Origin of the sequence: Lentzea nigeriaca, assembly GCF_016907955.1 — a bacterium.
GTDB lineage: Bacteria > Actinomycetota > Actinomycetes > Mycobacteriales > Pseudonocardiaceae > Lentzea > Lentzea nigeriaca.
This window is the reverse complement of sequence record NZ_JAFBCX010000018.1, coordinates 76,310-96,387: the sequence shown is the minus strand read 5'-3', so window position 1 is coordinate 96,387 and position 20,078 is coordinate 76,310. Positions and strand designations below refer to the sequence as shown.

Sequence of the window (20,078 nt, the reverse complement as noted above, 5' to 3'; positions counted from 1 at the left end):
ACCCCGTCACCCTTCCGGCCCATTTTCCGACCCCCGACAACATTGTCCAGGCCATTGGCAGATCAGTCTTGCGAGGGCTACGAGGAAAGGGTTGGCGTTGCGGCTCCCGGACGTCCCGGGAATTCTTCACCGGCCTGGCGGGCAACGACGTCCGTGGCGTGTTCGTCAAGGTCGAGGGCGAGCCGGAACTCGTCGCGGAGCTCCTCAGCGCGTTGTCGCTCCGTCGCGCCCGCGTGCCTCATCTGAACCTCCGTACGAAGTGACAACCGAGACAGGTCCGAAAGAGCCGGGCACACCGGGACCTGAGTCCCTGGTCCTGGATCCGTTCAGTCAGCACCGTGGGAGGCACATCGAGCAGAGGAGTGCGTCATGTCCCACGCCGACCTGTCGCTGGTCGACGCGTACTGGCGAGCCGCCAACTACCTGTCGGCCGGCCAGATCTACCTGATGGACAACCCGCTGCTGACCGAGCCGCTCGCGCCCGAGCACATCAAGCCCCGGTTGCTCGGGCACTGGGGAACGACGCCGGGTCTGAACTTCGTCTACGCCCACCTGAACCGCGTCATCAAGGAACGCGACCTGGAGGTGCTGTTCGTGACCGGGCCGGGGCACGGCGGTCCCGCGCTGCTCGCGAACACCTGGCTGGAGGGCACCTACAGCGAGACCTACCCGGACGTGCCGCGCGACGGCGAGGGCATGCGCAGGCTGTTCCGGCAGTTCTCCTTCCCCGGCGGCGTGCCGAGCCACGTGGCGCCCGAGGTGCCGGGCTCCATCCACGAGGGCGGTGAGCTGGGCTACTCGCTGGCCCACGCGTTCGGCGCGGCGTTCGACAACCCGGACCTGATCGTGGCGTGCGTGGTCGGTGACGGCGAGGCCGAGACCGGGCCGCTCGCGACCAGCTGGCACGCCAACAAGTTCCTCAACCCGGTGCGGGACGGCGCGGTGCTGCCGATCCTGCACCTCAACGGCTACAAGATCGCGAACCCGAGCCTGCTCGCGCGCATCCCGCGCGACGAGCTCGACGCGTTGCTGCGCGGGTACGGCTACACGCCGTACTACGTCGAGGGCGACGAGCCGGACGTGATGCACGCCCGCATGGCCGAGGTGCTCGACCAGGTGGTGGGCGAGATCGCGCGGATCAAGGTGCGCACCGACCGGCCGCGCTGGCCGATGATCGTGCTGCGCAGCCCGAAGGGGTGGACCGGCCCGTCCGAAGTGGACGGTGTGCCGGTCGAGAACACCTGGCGCGCGCACCAGGTGCCGCTCGCCGGCGTGCGGGACAACCCGGACCACCTGAGGCAGCTGGAGGCGTGGCTGCGCAGCTACCTGCCGGAGGAGCTGTTCGACGCGAACGGCGCGCCACGGCCGGAACTCTCCGAGCTGGTGCCGCACGGCACCCGCCGGATGGGCGCGACCCCGCACGCCAACGGCGGTCTGCTGTTGCGCGAACTGAAGATGCCGTCGGTGCGGGAGCACGCCGTCGACGTCGTCAAACACGGCACCACGCAGTCCGAGCCGACCAGGGCGCTCGGCCGGATGCTGCGCGACATCATCACGCTCAACGCCGGTGCCGCCGACTTCCGCGTGTTCGGGCCCGACGAGACGGCCTCCAACCGGCTCGGCGCGGTGTTCGAGGTGACCGGCAAGCAGTGGCAGGCCGAGACGCTGCCCGTGGACGAGCACCTGTCGCACGACGGCAGGGTCGTCGAGGTGCTGTCCGAGCACCTGTGCCAGGGCATGCTGGAGGGCTACCTGCTGACGGGCAGGCACGGGCTGTTCAACTGCTACGAGGCGTTCATCCACATCGTCGACTCGATGTTCAACCAGCACGCCAAGTGGCTCAAGACGCACCAGCGGCTGGACTGGCGACGGCCGATCGCGTCGCTCAACTACCTGCTCAGCTCGCACGTGTGGCGGCAGGACCACAACGGCTTCTCCCACCAGGACCCCGGCTTCATCGATCACGTGATGAACAAGAAGGCCGAGGTCGTCCGCGTCTACCTGCCGCCGGACACCAACACGTTGCTCCAGGTCGCCGACCACTGCCTGCGCAGCCGCGACTACGTGAACGTGATCGTCGCGGGCAAGAACGACACCCCGGACTGGCTCTCCGCCGACGAAGCCGCGTTGCACTGCGCGCGCGGGGCGGGCATCTGGGAGTGGGCGAGCAACGACGAGGACGAGCCGGACGTGGTGCTCGCGTGCGCGGGTGATGCGCCCACCGTGGAGGTGCTGGCCGCCACGTCGTTGCTGCGTCAGCATCTGCCGTCACTGCGCGTGCGCGTGGTGAACGTGGTGGACCTGATGCGGCTGCAGCCCGACACCGAGCACCCGCACGGCATGCCGGACCGCGAGTTCGACGCGGTGTTCACGACGGACCGCCCGGTGATCTTCGCCTACCACGGCTATCCGTGGCTGATCCACCGGCTGACCTACCGGCGCACCAACCACCGCAACCTCCACGTGCGCGGTTACAAGGAGGAGGGCACGACCACGACGCCGTTCGACATGCTGGTGCTCAACGACATGGACCGCTACCGGCTCGTCATCGACGTCGTCGACCGCGTGCCGGGGCTCGGCCCGAAGGCCGCCCGGCTGCGGCAGCTCATGCAGGACCAGCGCACCCGCCACCACGCGTGGATCCGCGAGCACGGCGAGGACCTGCCCGAGGTGCGCGACTGGACGTGGCAGTGACACTCTCCGGGAACGTTGCCAAGAGAAATGTGCTCGTGGTGAACGCGGGCTCGTCGAGTCTGAAGCTCGGCGTGCTCGGCCCGGACGACACCGTCCTCGCCGCGCGGCACGTCGAACGCTGGGACGCGGACACCGGGCCGCTGCGGGACTTTCTCGCCGCGGCTCCCGCGGTCGACGCCGTCGGGCACCGCGTGGTGCACGGCGGCGCTGCCACGTCGGCTCTCCTGATCGACGACCACGTGCGCGCCGATCTCGAACGGCTGACCTCTCTCGCGCCGCTGCACCAACCCCGTGCGCTGGCCGGCATCGACGCGGTGGGTGAGGTGCTGCCCGGAGTGCGGCAGGTGGCGTGCTTCGACACGGCGTTCCACGCCACGATGCCGCCGCACGCCACCACCTACGCGCTGCCCTCGCAGTGGCGGCAGAAATGGGATCTGCGCCGCTACGGGTTCCACGGCCTCTCCCACGCCTACGCGTCACGCAGGGCGGTCGAACTGGCCGGCGCACCGGACGCTCGGGTGGTGAGCTGCCACCTGGGCGCCGGGGCATCGCTCGCGGCCATCCACAAGGGACGATCCGTCGACACCACGATGGGCTTCACTCCCCTCGCCGGTCTGGTGATGGCGACCCGCAGCGGTGACGTCGATCCCGGCCTGCTGGTGTGGCTGCTGCGGGCGGGCCTCTCGCTCGACGAGCTGGAGGACGGCCTGGAACACCACTCGGGGCTCGCCGGTCTGAGCGGGACCGGTGACATGCGGGACGTGCGCCGTGCCGCGGAGGCCGGTGACGAGCGCGCGATGCTGGCGTTGCGCGTGTACGTGCATCGGCTGTGTCAGGCAATCGCCGCCATGGCCGCGTCTCTCGGTGGTATCGATGTCCTGGTGTTCACCGGAGGCGTGGGTGAACACGATGCAGAGCTGCGCACCGAGGTCGGCGCCAGGCTGGCGTTTCTCGGTGCGATGGACGTGTTCGTGGTGGAAGCGCGGGAAGACCTGGAGATCGCGGGTCGGACGCGTGCCGTTCTTGACTTCGAGGAGTGCTCATGAAGGTCGACGAACTGATCGCGAAGACCAAGGACTCGCTGGAGGCCAGGAAGGTCTACGCCGAGCCCTACGAGAAGGACGGCGTCACGGTGATCGCCGCCGCGACGCTCTCCGGCGGCGCGGGCGGGGGCACCGGGAAGGACGAGAAGGGCCAGCAGGGAGAGGGCGGCGGCTTCGGGCTCAACGCGAAGCCCACCGGTGCCTACGTCATCAAGGACGGCAACGTCCGCTGGGAGCCTGCCGTCGACGTGAACCGCCTGGTCGCCACGGCCGGTGCGGTCGCCATCGCCGCGCTCTTCGTGGCGTTGCGCATCGTCAGGGCCCGGCGCGGCTGAGTCAGCGTGCCGTCCACTCGCGGGAGACCTGCCGCCACTCCAGTTCCCAGCGCCGCCTGCGCAGCCGAGTGTGCACGAACCGGGTGACGAGGTAGAGCAACGCGACCGCCGCCGTCGCCGCGCCCCACACCAGCAGGGCCGCGCCGATCGCCGTGATCACCGCGCCCTCGGCGGACAACGGCGGCGCCGTCAGGCCACCGTGCCGGTCGATCCAGATCGGCACGGTGGTGCCGGCGGTCGCTCCGTAGTGGGCCTGCACCTCGCCCTGCCGCTCCTGCCCGTCCGGCCCGAGCCACCTCGCCCGCACCGGTACCGCCTCCAGCACCGTGCCGCGATCATCCACGTGCGCGGCGGGCGGGGCGTTCTCCGCCAGCACGGCGTCGGCGCGCTGACGGGTCTGCTGGTCCACCGCCACCCGCGTCTGCTGCCTCGCGTGGAGTTCGGAGCCGACAGCGCCCGCGACGGGCACGGCGAGCAGCGCGATCACCAGGGCGGCGGCCAGCACCGCGCCTTCGAGGCGATCGCCGGCGGTCGCCAGCTCGTTGCGGCCGGGGAAGGCCTGCCGGACGACTCGCGAGAGCGGCTTCGAACCCATGGTGTCCACCTCCGCGAGCAAGGTTTCTCCTGACCAGGATCGCATTCCCAGGGTCATTGGTCACCTCGGGGAAGGACGGTTTCCGCGACGGCTCGCCCGCCGCGAAGGATGCTCCGGCGTGGGCCGTCCGGGAGGGCGAACCACCCGTGAACCAACCAGTGTCGCTGTCCTGGTCCTGCCAGGCCACAATGAAAACGCGGGCGAAGGGGTGACGACCATGGCGATGACCGCGAGGCAGGACCAGGCGCTGCACGACCTCACCACGCGGGGCGTGCTGTCCGCCGAGCAGGAAAGCGCCGTCCGCCAGGCACTCGAGGACACCGGCGCCCCGCGGCGCGTGGCCGATCTCGTCACCGAGCTGGCCGCGTACGTCGGCGGCGGGCTCGTCCTCGGCGGGGCCGCGTTGCTGCTCGGACTGTCCTGGGAGGACATGTCCCGCCTCACCAGGGTCGCGGTGCTCGGGGCCGCCACGGTCGGGCTGGTCGTGGCTGCCCTCGTCGTGGCGGGCGGATCGGTGCGCACCGTCGCGGGTGTGCGCGGGCGAGTGGTCACCACGTTGTTCTCGCTCGCCGTGGTGACGTCGGCGTTCACGGCGGGAACAGCGGTGTCGTCTCGCGAGTTCGTCGTCGGTGCGACGACCGCCTTCGTCGTGGCGGTCGTCGCCTACGTGCTGGTGCCGACGGCGCTGGCCTACCTGGCGCTGGCGGGGGCCGCGATCGCCGCTGTCGTCGCGTGGACCACCGAGTTCGCCGGCGACACCCTGCTCGTCGTGGGTGTGGCGTTGTTCGCGCTCGGGCTGATCGGCGCTCTCCTGTCCCTTGTGGACGTTCTGCGCCCGGTTCCGCTCGCGCTGGCCGTCGGTGCCGCGACGGCGTTGTTCGGCGCGCAGCAACCGCTGGGCGACAAGGCATGGGTGACCTACTCGCTCACCGCCGGGCTCGCTGTCGCCTGTTTCGCCGTCTACCTCGTCGTGCACTCGACGGTGTTGCTCGTGGCGGGTGTGGTCGCCACGACGATCGTGGTGCCGGAAATGGTGTGGGACCTGACCGATGGTGCCGTGGGTGGAGGCGTGCTGCTCCTCGTGGCGGGCGCGGTGCTGCTCGCCACCAGTCTCGTGAGCACCTGGCTGCGCCGTACCCGTTGAGCCGCCTGGATTTGACCTGTTCCTGCCGACCGCGGGGATGGTGCCCTGGCCGACGGCCACGGCGTCGGCGCAACCGCAGACGTGCAACGGCCTGGCAGCGACGCAGGTCGGGACGAACGGCAGCGACGTCCTCGGCAGTGAGGCGGGCGACGACACGCTGCTCGGCGGTGAGGGTCCGGACCGGCTCGAAGGTGGCGCGGGCAACGACACGCTGACCGACCAGTCCGGCCTGGACGTGGGCGACGGCCGCGAGGGAGGCGCGGACCGCTGCGACTCGCGCTTCGAGTCGCTGTCCGGCTGCGAGATCATCTTCTGATCGCGGGACGACACGGTGCGGCAGGGAGACCCGCCGCCGCTCGCCCTGCCGCACCGGGCACGCCCGAACCGCCGAGTTTCCCGGCACCACGAGCCGTTGGACTCTGCCCCGCACCCCGTCCGCTGCGGATCCTCAGGCTCATGACGTACGACGTGACCCTCACCGAGTTCCCCTCCACCGTCACCTGCCACCAGCGGGTGCACACGACGGCTGCCCGCATCGCCAGCGCCGTCGGCGAAGGACTGCAGAACCTCTACGACTTCGCCTCACGCTCCGCCGTGACACCCACCGGGCCGCCGCAGCTCAGCTGCCCGGCCCCCGGTCAGGAAGTCGATCTCGACCTGTACCTGCCGATCTCCGGCAGCCCCGACGGCAGCGAGGCGATCGACATCGTCGTGCTGCCGGAGGGGCCGGTCGCGATGACGTTCCACCGCGGCCGTTACGACGAGATCAACGCTGCCTACGAGGCTTTGTTCGCGTGGATTCGCGAACACGGCCTCGAGCAGGCCGGGCCGCCGCGGGAGCTGTACCTCACGGGACCGGACACCGCGGCGACGCCTGGTGACTACCTCACCGAGGTGGTCGTCCCGTTGCGCCGGGACTGACCTGCGCTCACCGCGGCGACGAGCAGGCCGGCCCTCCGCCGGCGATCACGATGTGCGTCATACCACCACACTGTCTTCCCCGATTCCCCTGCCGGACACGAGGACTGCGCACCGCCGAGATGAGGACCTTCGTCCCTGCGCTCACCGCGGTCGATGGCCGATCGTGGAACCATGAGCACCACGCTGACGACCGTCCGCAACAGCTGGTTCACCTGGGTGACGGCCGGCGAGTTCACCGGTTTCCTCGCCCCGGCCCTCGCCGGCGCGCTGACGTCGTCGGCACCGCTGCTCGTCCTCGCGGGCATCGTCGAGGGCGTGGTCCTCGGTGCGGCACAGTGCGTCGTCCTGCGCCGCACGTTCCACGACTTCGACGCATCGCGCTGGATCGGCGTCACGGCCCTCGCGGCGGGGTTCGCCTGGGCGATCGCGATGCTCGCCGCCGGCAACGCCGAACGCCTGGGCACCCTGCCGCTGCCCGCGGTGATCCTGCTGGCCGCGATGTCGGGCGCCGCCGTCCTGCTGTCGCTGGGCACCGGCCAATGGCTGGTGCTGCGCCACTACGTGCGCCACGCCTCCAACTGGATCTGGGCGAACGCCCTGGCGTGGGGCGCGGGCCTGATCGCGTTCACCGCGGTCACCACTCCCCTGTGGCAACCGGGTCAGACCACCGTGCTGATCACGCTCATCGGCGCGCTCGGAGGTCTCGTGATGGCCGCGACCATGGCCGCGATCACCGGTTTCGCCCTCACCCGCCTGGTCGAGCGCTGAAAAACGGGGCAGGGAGCGAACTCCCTGCCCCGCACCGTTCAGACGACGTCAGCGCACCGCGCGGACACCATTCTCGAAGAACGCGAGCCGCACCTCGGGGTCCACCGCCCGCTCCGGGTGGTCCATCAGCCCGAACGACAGCCCGTCCAGGCTGGTGATGCCCGCGATGTTCTCGAACGAGCCGTCCGGGTTGGACTCCTTCTCGTAGCGCAACGCGACGCGGTACTCCGCCCCGGTGCTGTCCGGGTGGAAACGGCCCTCACCGTGCGCACACGGGAAGACGAGGGTCTGACCGCCGAGGCCGGTGAGCCACGGGCTGTCGTTGTCCTCGTCCACGACGTGGCGCTGGTTCTCCTCGTTGCGGAACGTGCCGGAGCTGTTCACCTTGAGCCCCACCTTGCCGAAGCAGCCGCCGCGCACCGCGATCTGGAAACCGTTGCAGATACCGATCAGCGGCCGCGTCCGGCACGTCTCGAACTGGTCGGCCAGGTGGCTGCGCAGCAACGCGCCCGCCACCGCACCCGCGCCGAGGTGGTCGCCGAACGAGAACCCGCCGGGAATGCAGAGGATGTCGGCGTCGTCGAGCCGCTCGTCACCGGCCAGCAGATCGGCGGCGAACCTCAGCCGCGGGGTCGCACCGACCGCGGCGAACGCCGCGACGGTCTCCTCCTGGCAGTTCGTGCCGGGGAGGTACAGGACGTTGACGGTCGGCTTCATGCGATCCTCGCCGTGAACGAGTTGAGCCAGCCGTCGCGCGCGGCCGGGGTGAACAGGTCGGTGCCGTCGACCAGGATGCCCGCGCCCGGCACGAGCGCCCCGAGCACGACGGGATTGAGCTCGGCTGGCAGGCGGTCGACATCGGCCTGGGCGACCTCGACGACCGCGCCCACGCGGTGCTCCGCGAAGAGCGACTCGGTGGTCGCGGACCCGAGCCGCACCCCGATGCCGCTCGCCAGCACGCCCTGGGCGAGCGCGGCAGCGACACCACCGGCGCCGATGCGGGCACCGCTGCGCAGCAGGTCCCTGCTCGCCGCCAGTGCCGCCAGGTAGCTGTCCACTTCGGACAGGGAAAGGTCGTCCAGCGCACCGGCCGTCAGACCGAGCTTGCGCCCGGCGACGGTACCGACCGGCGACGACGTCGACAGTCCGATGTGGACCAGCACGTTGTCCTGCGCGGTCCACTGCTCGCGCAGCAGGCCGTCGCGGTGCGGCACCTTGCCCAGCGCGCTCAGGAACACCGCGGGCGGCACGCTGACCAGGCCCTCGTCGGTGTGCACCGAACCGGCCGAGGAGTCCTTGCCCGAGATCAGCGGCACACCGAAGTGGCGGACCAGCACCGCCAGCTCGTCGACCATGCCGACCAGCCATTCGCGCCAGTTCTCCGACAGGTGCGGGGTGTAGAAGTTGTCGCACATGCAGATGTCGTGCACGGCGACGCCCGCGAGCACCTGGCCCGCGATCGCCGCGCAGAACATCTGCCGGGTCGCCGCGACCGGGTCGGCCTCGAACAGCCACGGGTTGAATGCGGTGTTCAGCACCGCCGCGGCAGGCGAACCCGCGACCGGCGTGCCCGCCCAGTAGGCCGTGCGCACCGCCTGCTCGGTGCCGTAGTGCGGGCCGTACCAGGTGTGGCCCTGCACCGTGGAGTCGTACTGCGAGTCCGCGTAGTGCTGCGACGCCACCTCCGCGTCGGAGACGACCTGCTCCAGCAGCCCGGCGAGCTCGGCGGGCGCCAGCGACGGCCACTCCGGAACGCCGGACGGACGCGGCGGCGGGCCGACCTCCTGCCGTTCGACCTCGATGTCCAGCAGGTCGTACGACACGTCGAAACCGGTCTCGCCCTGGTGCGCCGGCACCGCGTCCGGCGCGGACGCGATCAGCTTCTCCTCGGTCAGGTCCGGCGCGTGGAAGACGTGGTAGCGGCCGGTGTCGGCGAACCGGCCGATGACCGTCGAGCGGACCATGTGCTTGTCGAGGATCTTCTTCGCGCGCTCCTGGTGCTCCGGCGGCACGGCGAGCAGCATGCGCTCCTGCGACTCCGACAGCAGGATCCGCCACATCGGCAGCGCCGCGGTCTTCAACGGCACCAGCGCGGTGTTGATCCACACCCCGCACGCCTCACCGATCTCACCGACAGCGCTGTTCAGGCCGGCGCCACCGACGTCGGTCAGCGCGCTCAGGCAGCCCTCCTCGCGCAGCTCGATCAGCGCCTTGCGGAACTTCACCTGTTCCAGCGGCGCACCGATCTGCACCGCGGTCGTGTCCATCGTGGCGCCCGCCGAGCTCGCGGACGCGCCGTGGATGCCCTCGTTGCCGGTCAGACCACCGATCAGCACGACGAAGTCGCCCGGCCGCGGGGTGCCCCGCTGCGCAGCCGACACCGGCAGCAGGCCGATGCTGCCGCCCAGCGCGAACGGCTTGGCGCGGTACGCCGGGTGGAACGTCATGCGCGACGACATCATCGGCACGCCGAACGTGTTGCCGTACTCCTTGATCGCCCGGATCGTCTCCTGGGCGAGCCTGCGCGCGTCCGGACGGCCCTTGATCGGCGCGGGCGCCTCCGGCTCGCCGACCGCCGTGTACTCGAAGCTGCCGATCGGGTCGGCGCTCAGGCCGGTGCCGAGGATGTCGCGCAGCACGCCGCCGAGCTTGGTCAGCTGGCCGAAGTAGCCGGAGATCGCCGACGGCCCGTTGTGCGTCTCGGCCTTGATCGCGATCGCGTGGCCGTCGTAGAAGTCCCAGACGCCCGCGTTGTCGTGGAACATGCTCAGCACGTTCGGGTTCGCGACGTCCTTGGCGGCATCGACGAGCCTGCCGAGCAGGCTGCCCAGCGACTTCCAGGTGGTGTGCGCGCAGTGGTCGCTCCACCGCGCGTCCAACGCCTCCAGCAGGACCTCGGTGACGTACTCGTCGCCGAGCGTCTCCTGGATGTGCCGCACGTGCCGCATCTGGGCGAGCGAGAGGTTGCGCCCACCGGCGACACCCAGCTCGGCGAGCGCCGCGTCGTCGAGCCCGCGCAGGTCGTAGTGCACGGTCGGCTCGTAATGACCCTGCGGCAGGAGGGTGTCGTAGTGCGGCTCGGAGTCGTGCAGCTCTTCGATCGTCGCGTTGAACCGCGTGGACGCGACCAGCTCGCGCAGCCGCGGCGACGCCGACCGGTAGGTGGTCGCGACCTTGCCCGCGCGCGCCCGCACGCCGAGCAGACCGCACACGGTGACGATCGAGTCGCTCTCGTTGTCCACCACGCCGCGCTTGTACGCGACCTGCACGTCGCCCGGCTCCAGCGGCTGGTCCACGGAGACCACGACGTCGAGCTGGTCGCCGAGCACCGCGGCCACCTCGTTCAGCGCCGCCGCCTCTGGCTCGCCCTCGAACTCGACGTAGTAGTCGCGCCACACCTCGAGGTCGTCGAGCTCCCACGATCGGCCTAGCTCACGGATGTCGGGCTCCGCGGTGCCCGCGGAGCGAACCGAGAACTTGTGGATCAACAATCCTCCTGGAGCTGTGCTCGGGCGTCAGCAGAGATTCTCCTAAATGGCGGCTGACGGCGCGGAGGCACCCCTGGTAACTGCTTTTAGTCAGCACTGAAGTAATCGTGATTACTGTTCCGAACCGGGAAAGCCCGGCGGGATGACCATCCTGCGGCCTGCCGTCGCACCGCCGTCGACCACGACGGAGGCGCCGTTGAGGTAGCCGAACCCATCGGACGCCAGCCCGACGACGGCGTTCGCGATCTCCTCGGGTGACGCCATCCGCTCGATGCCGTCGATGTTGAGCGGCCCGTAGGCGGCCTTGAACTTCGCCCAGGCGTCGTCCGGGATGCCCGGCGGACGGACGAACGCCGTGTCGGTGGTGCCGGGCAGGATCGCGTTGACCCGGATGCCCTTGGCCCCGTACGCGAGCGCGGCCGCCTTCACGATGCCCTGCACGGCGCGTTTGCTGGCGGTGTAGGCGGCGCCGGTCGGCCGGGCCTGCTCCGCCGCCGAGGACGAGGTGCAGATGATCACGCCGTGCCCGGCCCTCAGCATGTGCGGGATCTCGTGCTTGATCGCCAGGAACACGCCACGCGCGTTGGTGTCCATGACGTCGTCCCACTGTTCGAGGGTGAGGTCGTGCGGCGCGGCCGAGACGCCGATCCCCGCGTTGTTGAAGGCGATGTCGAGGCCTCCCCAGCGGTCGGCGACGGCGTCGACGAAAGCCTTGACCTCGTCGGGTTTGCGCACGTCGGCCCGGATGTAGCAGGCCTCTCCCCCGGCCGCGCGGATCTCCTGCTCGACCTGCCGGCCGAGCTGTTCGCGGCGGCCGCAGAAGCCGACCTTGGCGCCCTGGGCGGCGAACGCCTTCGCGGCGGCCTTGCCGATTCCGGACGTGCCGCCGGTGATGATGACGATCTTGCCGTGCGGTCGCGCCCGCGCCGGAACCACGGCGGCGAGTCCTGCTGCGGTGCCTGCGGCCAGAACCGTGCGGCGAGTGATGTTGTTCATGGCCTTGATCTTCGGCGGGCCGTCGTGACCGAGACATCTGTCAAAGTGACTGGTCTAGCGTGGCAGTGTGATCTTCGAGCAGGAGGCTCTGGCCGCGTTGCTGGCCGACGCGCGCTCGGGACACGGCGGTGCGCTCGTGCTGCGCGGTGGACCGGGTGACGCCAGGACCACGTTGTTGCGCTGGGCCGCGGACCGCGCGGCTGGGATGACCGTGCTGTCCGGGACGGGCGTCCGAGCCGAGGCCGAGCTGGTGTTCGCCGGGCTGCAGCAACTGCTGACCCCGTTGGACAGCTCCGTCCTGCCCGAGCCGCACCGGTCGGCGATCGAGGTGGTGCTCGGTCGCTCCACCGCCGCCTGCACCGACCTCGTCGTGTACACGGCCGTGCTGCGGTTGCTGCGTTCGGCGGGGCCGGTGTTGGTGATCGTCGACGACCTGCAGTGGTGGGACCGTTCCTCGGCCACCGCGCTGGGGTTCTGCGCACGCCGCGTCGCCGACGCGCCCGTCGCGTTCGTGCTGGCCACCGACGGCCCGGCTCTCGATCTGCCGGAACTGGTGCTGCCCGGCACCGAGACCACGGATCGGTCTGACGTGCACCGCGCGCCGGCCGCGTCCGGGCCGGACGAGGACCTGGCGGCCGCACTGGAAGCCGAGGCCACCACCGCCTCCAGGCGCGGTGGCCTGGCCACCGCGGCCGATCTGCTCCGGCGTGCGGCGGACCTGTCCGCGCCGTCCGACCGCGAACGCAGGCTGGCGGCCGCAGGTTACGCGGCGTGGAAGTCCGGCCACCCGGCGCTCGCCCGCTCGCTGACCGCGTCGGTGTCCGACGCCGCCGCGTTGGACCGCCTGCACGGCCTCATCGCGCTGAGCGACGACGACCAGCGCTCGGCCCACGACCACCTCGTGCGCGCGGCCATGCGCAGGCCGCCGGAGGAAGCCGTCGGTCTGCTCTTCATGGCGGTCGCGGCCGCCCTCCACGCCGACATCGACACCACTCCCGCGCTGGCCCACCTGTCCGAGGCCGGCGCGGAGCTGGGTTTCACGACGTTCGTCGAGCAACTCGCCCGGCTGCGCGTCGGCACGACCGCCGACCCGTGGCAGTTGCGCGCCACCGCACCAGCCGCGCTGCTGCGCAGCGACGTCCACCAGTGGTTGTGGCCGCTCGTGATCGCCCGCCACGGTGCCGACCCGCGTGCCGCGCTGCGGTTCGGCATCGAGGCCAGGACATCGTTCTCCGTGAACGGGATGCAGGCCGTGCTCGCGTTCCCCGAGCTGTGGCTGGCCGAGCTGGAACACGAACTCGGCCACTGGAACGCGGCGTTCTCCCGTGCCGGGGAAGGACTTCGCTCGGCCCGCGAAACCGGCCAGCGCGCCCGTGCCGCCGACTTCCACGCGGTGCTGGCCCTCGCCGCACCGAACCCGGAGCTCTGCCGCGAACACGCGTCCGCGGCGCTTGCCCTCGCCGTGCCGCTGCACAACCGGCTGGCCGCAGCCAAGGCGGCGTGGGCACTGGGCCAGCTCGCACTGTCCACAGGGGACAACGAGACCGCGGTCGCCCACCTCTCCGCCATCGCCGAACCGACCTCCCCCACCGGACACACCCTCGTCAGCCGTTGGGCCGCCGCCGATCTCGTCGAAGCCTGCCTCCGCAACGGGACTCCCGCCGGCCACGTGGCCCTCCCGCCCGCGACCACGCCCCTCCTGCGCAGCAGGCGTTGTCGCGCCCGAGCGCTGCTCACCGGCACACCCGAGCTCTTCGCCGAGGCCGCCGCCGAAGCGTTCCCCGACCACCCCCACGAACAGGCTCGTGCGGCCCTGCTGCACGGCGAATGGTTGCGCCGCAACAAACACCAGTCACGCTCGCAGCTGAGGCTGGCCCACGACACCTTCACGCACCTGGGCGCGACCCACTGGACCCGCGCGGCAGCCCTCCAGCTCCGTCCCGCCACCGGCACGGCAACCGGCCTGACACCGCAGGAACTCAGCGTCGCGCGCCTCGCCGCACAGGGCCTGACCAACAAGGAGATCGGCGCGCGTCTGTTCCTCAGCCCCCGGACCGTCGGCCACCACCTGTACAAGATCTTCCCCAAGCTCGGCATAGCGACCAGGTCGCAGTTGCGGGAGCTGGATCTCGACCACCCGGCGCGTTGATCACGCTGCGGAACAGCCGTTCTGACTGCTCCGAGAGCGGTAACACGCCCTCCTCGAAGGGCAGTCCCGCCACCCGCGCGTGCAGGCGGCCACGCCAAGGGGAAGGTCCTCATCGCCCCCTGACGGCCGCTGGTTCACGGTGCGGAATCCAGCGCAGGTGCACGTTCCGATCCGACTCCTCCGCCCGCAACAACGACAACCGCGGCCGCACCGCATCGGTGCGCGCCGACGGCGGCTTCCGGCTACCTGCCTGGTACTGAACGGGCCACTGAACGCGGTACCCCTGCTCGGCGGCCGCGTGCAGGGTCCAGTGCGGGTCGTACAGGTGCGTGCGGCCGATCGCGCACAGGTCCGCGCGCCCCGCCAGCAGGATGGAGTTGACGTCGTCGTAGGAGGCGATGGCGCCCACCGCGATGACGGCCGCACCGGGGGCCTCGTGGCGGATCCGGTCGGCGAACGGGGTCTGGTACGAGCGGCCGAACGCCGGGCGCTCGTCCGCCGTCACCTGGCCGGAGGAGACGTCGATCGCGTTGGCGCCGTGGGCGATGAAGGCGCGGGCGATCTCCACGGCGTCGTGCTCGGTGTTGCCGTCAGGCATCCAGTCGGTCGCGGAGATGCGCACGATCATCGGGCGCTCGGCCGGCCACACCGCGCGGACGGCGTCGAACACCTCCAACGGGTAGCGCAGCCGGTTGGCGAGCGAGCCGCCGTAGGAGTCGGTGCGCCGGTTCGCGATCGGCGAGAGGAACGACGACAGCAGGTAGCCGTGCGCGCAGTGCAGTTCGAGCAGGTCGAAACCCGCGTCGGCACCGCGGCGGGCGGCGGCGGCGAACTCGGCGGTGATCCGGTCCATCTCGTCGCGGCCGATCTCGCGCGGGATCGGCGAGCCCGGGCCGTACGGCAGGGGCGACGGGCCGACGACGTCCCAGTTGCCTTCCGGCAGCGGTTCGTCCATGCCCTCCCACATCAGGCGGGTCGAGCCCTTGCGCCCGGAATGGCCGAGCTGCACACCGATGCGGGCCGTGCTCTGCGAGTGGACGAACGACACGATCCGCGCCCACGAGTCACGCTGCTCGTCGGTCCACAACCCCGTGCAGCCGGGCGTGATCCGGCCCGAAGGCGACACGCACACCATCTCGGTCATCACCAGGCCCGCCCCGCCCATCGCCTTGGAGCCCAGGTGGACGAGGTGGAAGTCGCCCGGCACGCCGTCAACGGCGGAGTACATGTCCATCGGCGAGACGATCACGCGGTTCTTCAGTTCCAGCTGTCCCAGGCGGAACGGCTGGAACATCGCCGGGGCAACGGTGTCGAGTCCCTGGGAGGCGGCGAAGGCGGCGTCGACGCGGTCGGCGAACTCCGCGTCACGGGTGCGGAGGTTGTCGTAGGTGATGCGGCGGGACCGCGTCAGCAGGTTGAAGCAGAACCGGGTCGGCTCCTGCCCGACGTACATGCCGATGTTCTCGAACCATTCCAGCGACGCCTGGGCGGCACGCTGCGTCGACTCCACGACGGGGCGTCGCTCGGCCTCGTAGGCCGTCAGCGCGGTCTCGACGTCCTGGTGTTCGTGCAGGCAGGCGGCGAGCGCGAGCGAGTCCTCCATCGCGAGCTTCGTGCCGGAGCCGATCGAGAAGTGCGCGGTGTGCGCGGCGTCGCCGACGAGCACGAGGTTGCCGTGGTGCCACCGCTCGTTGCGCACGGTGGTGAAGCTCAGCCACTTCGAGTTGTTGGCGAACACCTGATGTCCGGCCAGCTCCTCGGCGAACAGCTCGCGGATCCGTTCGACGGCGCGGTCGTCCGAGGCACCCGGCGGGAACTCCTCACCGGTGTCGAAACCGGCCCGGCGCCAGACGTCGGAACGCATCTCGACGATGAACGTGGAACCGCTGTCGGAGTAGGGATACCCGTGGACCTGCATGGTCCCCCACTCGGTGTCCTTGATGAAGAACTGGAACGCTTCGAAGACGAGATCCGTGCCGAGCCACATGTACTTGTTGTGCCCGCGGTCCAGCACGGGCCGGAACGAGTCCGAAAAGGACTGTCGCACGAGCGAGTTGAGGCCGTCCGCCGCCACCACGAGGTCGTGCGACTCGCGCAGGTGGTGAGCGTCGGGCGCGGGCGTCGAGAAGTGCACGGTGACACCGAGAGCGCGGCACCGCTCCTGCAACAGGCGGAGCAGCTCCTTGCGGCTCATCGCGGCGAACCCCTGCCCGCCGACGGTGTGGCTCTCGCCGCGGTAGTGGATGTCGATGTCGGTCCACCTGGCGAACCTGCGGGCCATGGCGTCGGCGAACTCCGGGTCGGCGTTCTCGATGCCGCCCAGCGTCTCGTCGGAGAACACCACGCCGAAGCCGAAGGTGTCGTCCGGCGCGTTGCGTTCCCAGACGGTGATGTCATGGGCAGGGTCGAGCTGCTTCATCAGTGCGGCGAAGTACAGGCCACCGGGGCCACCGCCGACGACAGCGATCTTCACGTCAGAACCTCGTCCTCGACGATCTTGCGGAGCGCGAACCGCTGCAGCTTGCCGCTCGCGTTGCGCGGCAACGAGGTGCGGAACCGCACGTCGCGCGGGTACTTGTAGGGGGCGATGGTCTGCTTGACGTGGTCCTGGATCTCCTTGGCCTTCGCGGCGTCGCCCTCCACGCCCTCGCGCAGCACCACGAAGGCGCACACGACCGAGCCGCGTTCCTCGTCGGGCTTGGCGACGACGGCGGACTCCACCACGTCCGGGTGCGTGTCGATGGCCTCCTCGACCTCCGGCCCGCCGATGTTGTAGCCGGACGAGACGATCATGTGGTCGCTGCGGGCGTGGTAGTGGAAGTAGCCGTCGGAGTCCCGGTGGAAGACGTCGCCGGTGACGTTCCAGCCGTTCACCACGTAGTCCTTCTGCCGCACGTCGTCGAGGTAGCGGCAGCCGACCGGCCCGATCACGCCGAGCCGGCCCGGTTCACCGACACCCAGTTCGAGACCGTCGGGATCGAGGATCGCGGCGCGGTAGCCGGGCACCGGCTTCCCGGTGGAACCCGGCCGGATGTCGTCACCGGCGGCGGAGATGAAGATGTGCAACAACTCCGTGGCACCGATGCCGTCGATCACCTTGAGCCCCAGCCTGTCCCGCAGGCGCTCCCACGTCTCGCGCGGGATGTGCTCACCGGCCGACACCGCGGTCCGCAACCCGGCGAGCTTGCCGTCCACGCCGTCCCGCAGGATCGCCTTGTACGCGGTCGGTGCCGTCGCGAGCACCGTGACTCCGTGCTGCTGCACCAGATCCGCGACCTGGGCGGGCGTGGCGGCCTCGGTCAGCAGCGCGCAGGCACCGGCCCGCAACGGGAACACGACGAGCATGCCCAGACCGAACGTGAACGCGAACGGCGCCGTGCACGCGACTAGGTCGTTCTCGTTCAACTGCAACACATGGCGGCCGAAGGTGTTGTCGATCGACAGCACGTCGCGGTGGAAGTGCATGGTGATCTTGGGTGTGCCGGTGCTGCCGGACGTCGGTGCCAGCAGCGCCACGTCGTCGGCGGCGGTGTCCACGGCGGTGAACTCCCCCGGCTTCGTCCCGCAGCGTGCCGCGAGGTCGTCGTACGTCACCACGGTCAGCGTCGGCAGAGCGCGAACGTCCTCCGCGAACCGGTCATCCACCAAGGCGATCGACGGACGGGTCCGCTCCACGATCGGCGTCAGCTCACGGGTGCGCAGCGCCGCCATGGTGGTCACCACGACACCGCCGGCCTTCAGCACGCCGAGCCACGCGGCCACGGTCCACGGGTTGTTCGGCGAACGCAGCAGAACCCGTTGCCCTGCAACGAGATCGAAGTCCTCGGTCAGCACCCGCGCCACCTGGTTGGCGCGGGTCCGCAGTTCGCCGTAGGACCACACCTCGCCCGCCGGGGTGCGCAGCGCCGGGCGGTCGGGGCCGAACCTCGCCACGGGCACGTCGATGAGCTCGGTGGCGGCGTTGAGGCGGTCCGGGTACTGCAGCTCCGGCGTGGTGAACTCGATCGTCGGCCACAACGCCGCGGGCGGTAGGTGGTCGCGGGCGAAGGTGTCCATGCTGAGTCCTTCCTGGACCCGTGGCGGCGGGTCAAGAGGCGCGGATCATGCCTTCCTGGGCAACGGTGGCGAGGTGCCCGCCGTCGCGCGTGAAGAAGCGGCCGTACCCCAGGCCACGGCCCCCGTCGGCGGCGACCGCGTCCTGCGCGTAGAGCAGCCAGTCGCCGACCGGGCCCTGGCGGTGGAACCACATCGCGTGGTCGAGGCTCGCGGTGACGAGTCCCGGCTGTGCCCACGGCAGGTCGAGCACCCGCAGGACGGGCTCCAGGATCGTGTAGTCGCAGACGTAGGCCAGCGCGGCGAGATCCCGTTGGGCGTCGGTCAGTCCCTCGACCGGGCGCAGCGCGTCGAACGGTTTGATCCACACCGCCTGGTGCGGCGCCCGCTCGCCCTCGACCGCGAGGTACACGGGGCCGGGCACGTGCCGCATGTCGAAACTGCGGCCACCGGACCAGTACGCCTTCGACACCTCGGTCATCGAGCCGCCGCTGCGTCCGGCGAGGTACTCCGCCGAACTGGGCAGGTCGTCGGGGCCGGGCAGGTCATCGGTGAACGAGGCCTCGAAGCAGCCGCCGGACTCGCCGACGGCGAAGTTCGCCAGGCAGACGTAGAGGGGCTTGCCGTTCTGGTAGCCGCGCACCTGCCGGGTGCTGTAGCCCCTGCCGTCGCGCAGCACCTCCACCTCGTAGCGCACCTGCGCGCCGATGTCGGCCGGGCGCAGGAAGTAGCTGTGCATCGAGTGCATCGTCTTGCCGTCGGTCACCGAACGCATGGCCGCGGCGGCCGCGGCGGCGACCAGGTCTCCCCCGTACGCCTTGGGCCACGGGCACTGCTGCGTGACGGCGGTGAAGGCCAGGTCGAAGTGCTCCGGATCGGCTTTCTCCAGCGTGATGGCCGAAGTGAAGATCGCGGAGGTGCCGGCCGTCATCGGGTCAGCCAGTCGCGCAGGTCCTCGTCGGGGACGTCGTCGAGGTTGACCACGATGTTCTCCGGGGTGCGCGTCGTCATCCACGTCAGCGGCTTGTTGCGGGAGAGGTTGCACTCGATGTGCGGCATGAACGGCGGCACGAACACCCAGTCGCCCTCCTCCATGTCGACGTAGTCCTCGAACTTCTCGCCGAAGTAGATCCGCGCGCGGCCGGACAGCACGTAGCCGCCGGTCTCGGCCTCACCGTGGTGGTGGGTCACCGAGCGGTAGCCGGGTTCGTTGGTGACCTTGCCGAACCACAGCTTCGTCGCCGGGGTGTGCTGGATGCTCACGCCGGAGACCCGGATCGCGCCGCCGGAGTTCGCGGTGTCCGGGTTCTCCATGCCGCCGCGCGTCACCACCGGGGCGACCAGGCCACTGGGCAGCCGGTACATCGAGTTGTCGCCTTCGAGCTGGTACTTGCTCAGGTCGGGCTCCATATATCGCATTCTTCACCGCCGTCAGATATTGTCAATACGCATGAGGCCTGTAGCAGTGAACCCGGCCAGCCTTCCCGCACCGAGCGGCTACTCGCACGGCACGCTCGCGGGCACCACCCTGTACCTGGGCGGGCAGACGGCGCTCGACGCCGACATGAAGATCGTCCCCGGCGGCATCGTGGAGCAGTTCCGCCAGGCGTTCGGCAACGTGCTGACCACGCTGCGCGCGGCGGGCGGCGAGCCGGAGGACCTGGTCAGCATCACCATCTACCTCACAGACATCCCGGACTATCAGGCCCACGGCAAGGAGATCGGCAAGGTGTGGCGCGAGCTCGCGGGCCCCGTCTACCCGGCCATGGCGGGCATCGGCTGCACCGCGCTGTGGCAGCCGGAGGCCCTCATCGAGATCCTCGGGGTCGCCGTGATCCCCGAGAACCGCCTGATCAGACCATAGCGGTTTCATGATCATCGAAATGGGGACA

At 70.4% G+C, this 20,078-nt stretch carries 17 protein-coding genes; 9 read left to right on the top strand and 8 right to left on the bottom strand.

From position 1 onward, the window contains the following. Window positions 1-369: 369 nt before the first annotated feature. From JOD27_RS37920 to JOD27_RS37910, 3 genes are read left to right on the top strand one after another with little or no spacing between them, the layout of a single operon-like run. Window positions 370-2,694 carry a phosphoketolase family protein gene (locus JOD27_RS37920; RefSeq protein WP_204767179.1) on the top strand — a complete coding sequence of 775 codons (2,325 nt, stop codon included), beginning with the start codon at window positions 370-372 and terminating at the stop codon, window positions 2,692-2,694. Beyond that, window positions 2,685-3,740, top strand: a complete 1,056-nt coding sequence (locus tag JOD27_RS37915) for an acetate/propionate family kinase (RefSeq protein ID WP_307830571.1) — start codon at window positions 2,685-2,687, stop codon at window positions 3,738-3,740. Before JOD27_RS37920 ends, JOD27_RS37915 begins: the two co-directional genes overlap by 10 nt. Next, window positions 3,737-4,072 carry a spore germination protein GerW family protein gene (locus JOD27_RS37910; protein ID WP_204767178.1) on the top strand — a complete coding sequence of 112 codons (336 nt, stop codon included), beginning with the start codon at window positions 3,737-3,739 and terminating at the stop codon, window positions 4,070-4,072. The genes JOD27_RS37915 and JOD27_RS37910 overlap by 4 nt, the downstream gene beginning before the upstream one ends. A gap of 1 nt (window position 4,073) precedes the next feature. Here JOD27_RS37910 and JOD27_RS37905 read toward each other — a convergent pair whose 3' ends face one another. After that, window positions 4,074-4,667: an Rv1733c family protein gene (locus tag JOD27_RS37905; RefSeq protein ID WP_204767177.1), complete on the bottom strand. Its 594-nt coding sequence runs from the start codon at window positions 4,665-4,667 to the stop codon at window positions 4,074-4,076. 217 nt (window positions 4,668-4,884) lie between these two features. On the opposite strand from JOD27_RS37905, the gene JOD27_RS37900 reads away from it, so the two are divergent. The 4 genes from JOD27_RS37900 (at window position 4,885) to JOD27_RS37885 (ending at window position 7,500) form a co-directional block, all read left to right on the top strand. Beyond that, window positions 4,885-5,811, top strand: a complete 927-nt coding sequence (locus tag JOD27_RS37900; RefSeq protein ID WP_204767176.1) for a DUF2157 domain-containing protein — start codon at window positions 4,885-4,887, stop codon at window positions 5,809-5,811. A 40-nt stretch (window positions 5,812-5,851) separates the two neighbouring features. Then, window positions 5,852-6,127 (top strand): hypothetical protein, encoded by a 276-nt coding sequence (locus JOD27_RS37895; RefSeq protein WP_204767175.1) that lies wholly within the window; start codon window positions 5,852-5,854, stop codon window positions 6,125-6,127. Window positions 6,128-6,267: 140 nt separating this feature from the next. Next, a complete protein-coding gene (locus tag JOD27_RS37890) occupies window positions 6,268-6,732 on the top strand; it encodes a GyrI-like domain-containing protein (protein WP_204767174.1) in 465 nt (154 codons plus the stop codon). A gap of 171 nt (window positions 6,733-6,903) precedes the next feature. Next, the gene (locus tag JOD27_RS37885) at window positions 6,904-7,500 is read left to right on the top strand and encodes a hypothetical protein (RefSeq protein WP_204767173.1); all 597 of its coding nucleotides are present in this window, start codon (window positions 6,904-6,906) and stop codon (window positions 7,498-7,500) included. A gap of 48 nt (window positions 7,501-7,548) precedes the next feature. Here the strand turns inward: JOD27_RS37885 and JOD27_RS37880 are convergent, their stop codons facing one another. From JOD27_RS37880 to JOD27_RS37870, 3 genes are all read right to left on the bottom strand, one after another. Next, window positions 7,549-8,217 (bottom strand): phosphoribosylformylglycinamidine synthase subunit PurQ, encoded by a 669-nt coding sequence (locus tag JOD27_RS37880; protein ID WP_204767172.1) that lies wholly within the window; start codon window positions 8,215-8,217, stop codon window positions 7,549-7,551. Beyond that, window positions 8,214-10,988: an AIR synthase-related protein gene (locus JOD27_RS37875; protein ID WP_204767171.1), complete on the bottom strand. Its 2,775-nt coding sequence runs from the start codon at window positions 10,986-10,988 to the stop codon at window positions 8,214-8,216. Before JOD27_RS37875 ends, JOD27_RS37880 begins: the two co-directional genes overlap by 4 nt. Before the next feature lie 111 nt (window positions 10,989-11,099). Then, the gene (locus JOD27_RS37870; RefSeq protein WP_204767170.1) at window positions 11,100-11,984 is read right to left on the bottom strand and encodes an SDR family NAD(P)-dependent oxidoreductase; all 885 of its coding nucleotides are present in this window, start codon (window positions 11,982-11,984) and stop codon (window positions 11,100-11,102) included. Between the two features lie 67 nt (window positions 11,985-12,051). Here JOD27_RS37870 and JOD27_RS37865 point away from each other — a divergent pair, with 67 nt between their 5' ends. Continuing rightward, window positions 12,052-14,133 carry a helix-turn-helix transcriptional regulator gene (locus JOD27_RS37865; RefSeq protein ID WP_204767169.1) on the top strand — a complete coding sequence of 694 codons (2,082 nt, stop codon included), beginning with the start codon at window positions 12,052-12,054 and terminating at the stop codon, window positions 14,131-14,133. Between the two features lie 109 nt (window positions 14,134-14,242). Here JOD27_RS37865 and JOD27_RS37860 read toward each other — a convergent pair whose 3' ends face one another. From JOD27_RS37860 to JOD27_RS37845, 4 genes are read right to left on the bottom strand one after another with little or no spacing between them, the layout of a single operon-like run. Beyond that, window positions 14,243-16,606, bottom strand: a complete 2,364-nt coding sequence (locus JOD27_RS37860; RefSeq protein ID WP_204767168.1) for a bifunctional salicylyl-CoA 5-hydroxylase/oxidoreductase — start codon at window positions 16,604-16,606, stop codon at window positions 14,243-14,245. Next, the gene (locus tag JOD27_RS37855; RefSeq protein WP_204767167.1) at window positions 16,603-18,189 is read right to left on the bottom strand and encodes an AMP-binding protein; all 1,587 of its coding nucleotides are present in this window, start codon (window positions 18,187-18,189) and stop codon (window positions 16,603-16,605) included. Before JOD27_RS37855 ends, JOD27_RS37860 begins: the two co-directional genes overlap by 4 nt. Before the next feature lie 31 nt (window positions 18,190-18,220). Beyond that, window positions 18,221-19,117, bottom strand: coding sequence for an acyl-CoA thioesterase (locus JOD27_RS37850; RefSeq protein WP_204767166.1), 897 nt, complete (start codon window positions 19,115-19,117; stop codon window positions 18,221-18,223). Further along, the gene (locus tag JOD27_RS37845) at window positions 19,114-19,596 is read right to left on the bottom strand and encodes a cupin domain-containing protein (RefSeq protein WP_204767165.1); all 483 of its coding nucleotides are present in this window, start codon (window positions 19,594-19,596) and stop codon (window positions 19,114-19,116) included. The genes JOD27_RS37850 and JOD27_RS37845 overlap by 4 nt, the downstream gene beginning before the upstream one ends. A 40-nt stretch (window positions 19,597-19,636) precedes the next feature. Between JOD27_RS37845 and JOD27_RS37840 the strand changes: the two genes are divergently transcribed. Then, window positions 19,637-20,050, top strand: coding sequence for a RidA family protein (locus tag JOD27_RS37840; protein WP_204767164.1), 414 nt, complete (start codon window positions 19,637-19,639; stop codon window positions 20,048-20,050). Window positions 20,051-20,078: the final 28 nt, after the last annotated feature.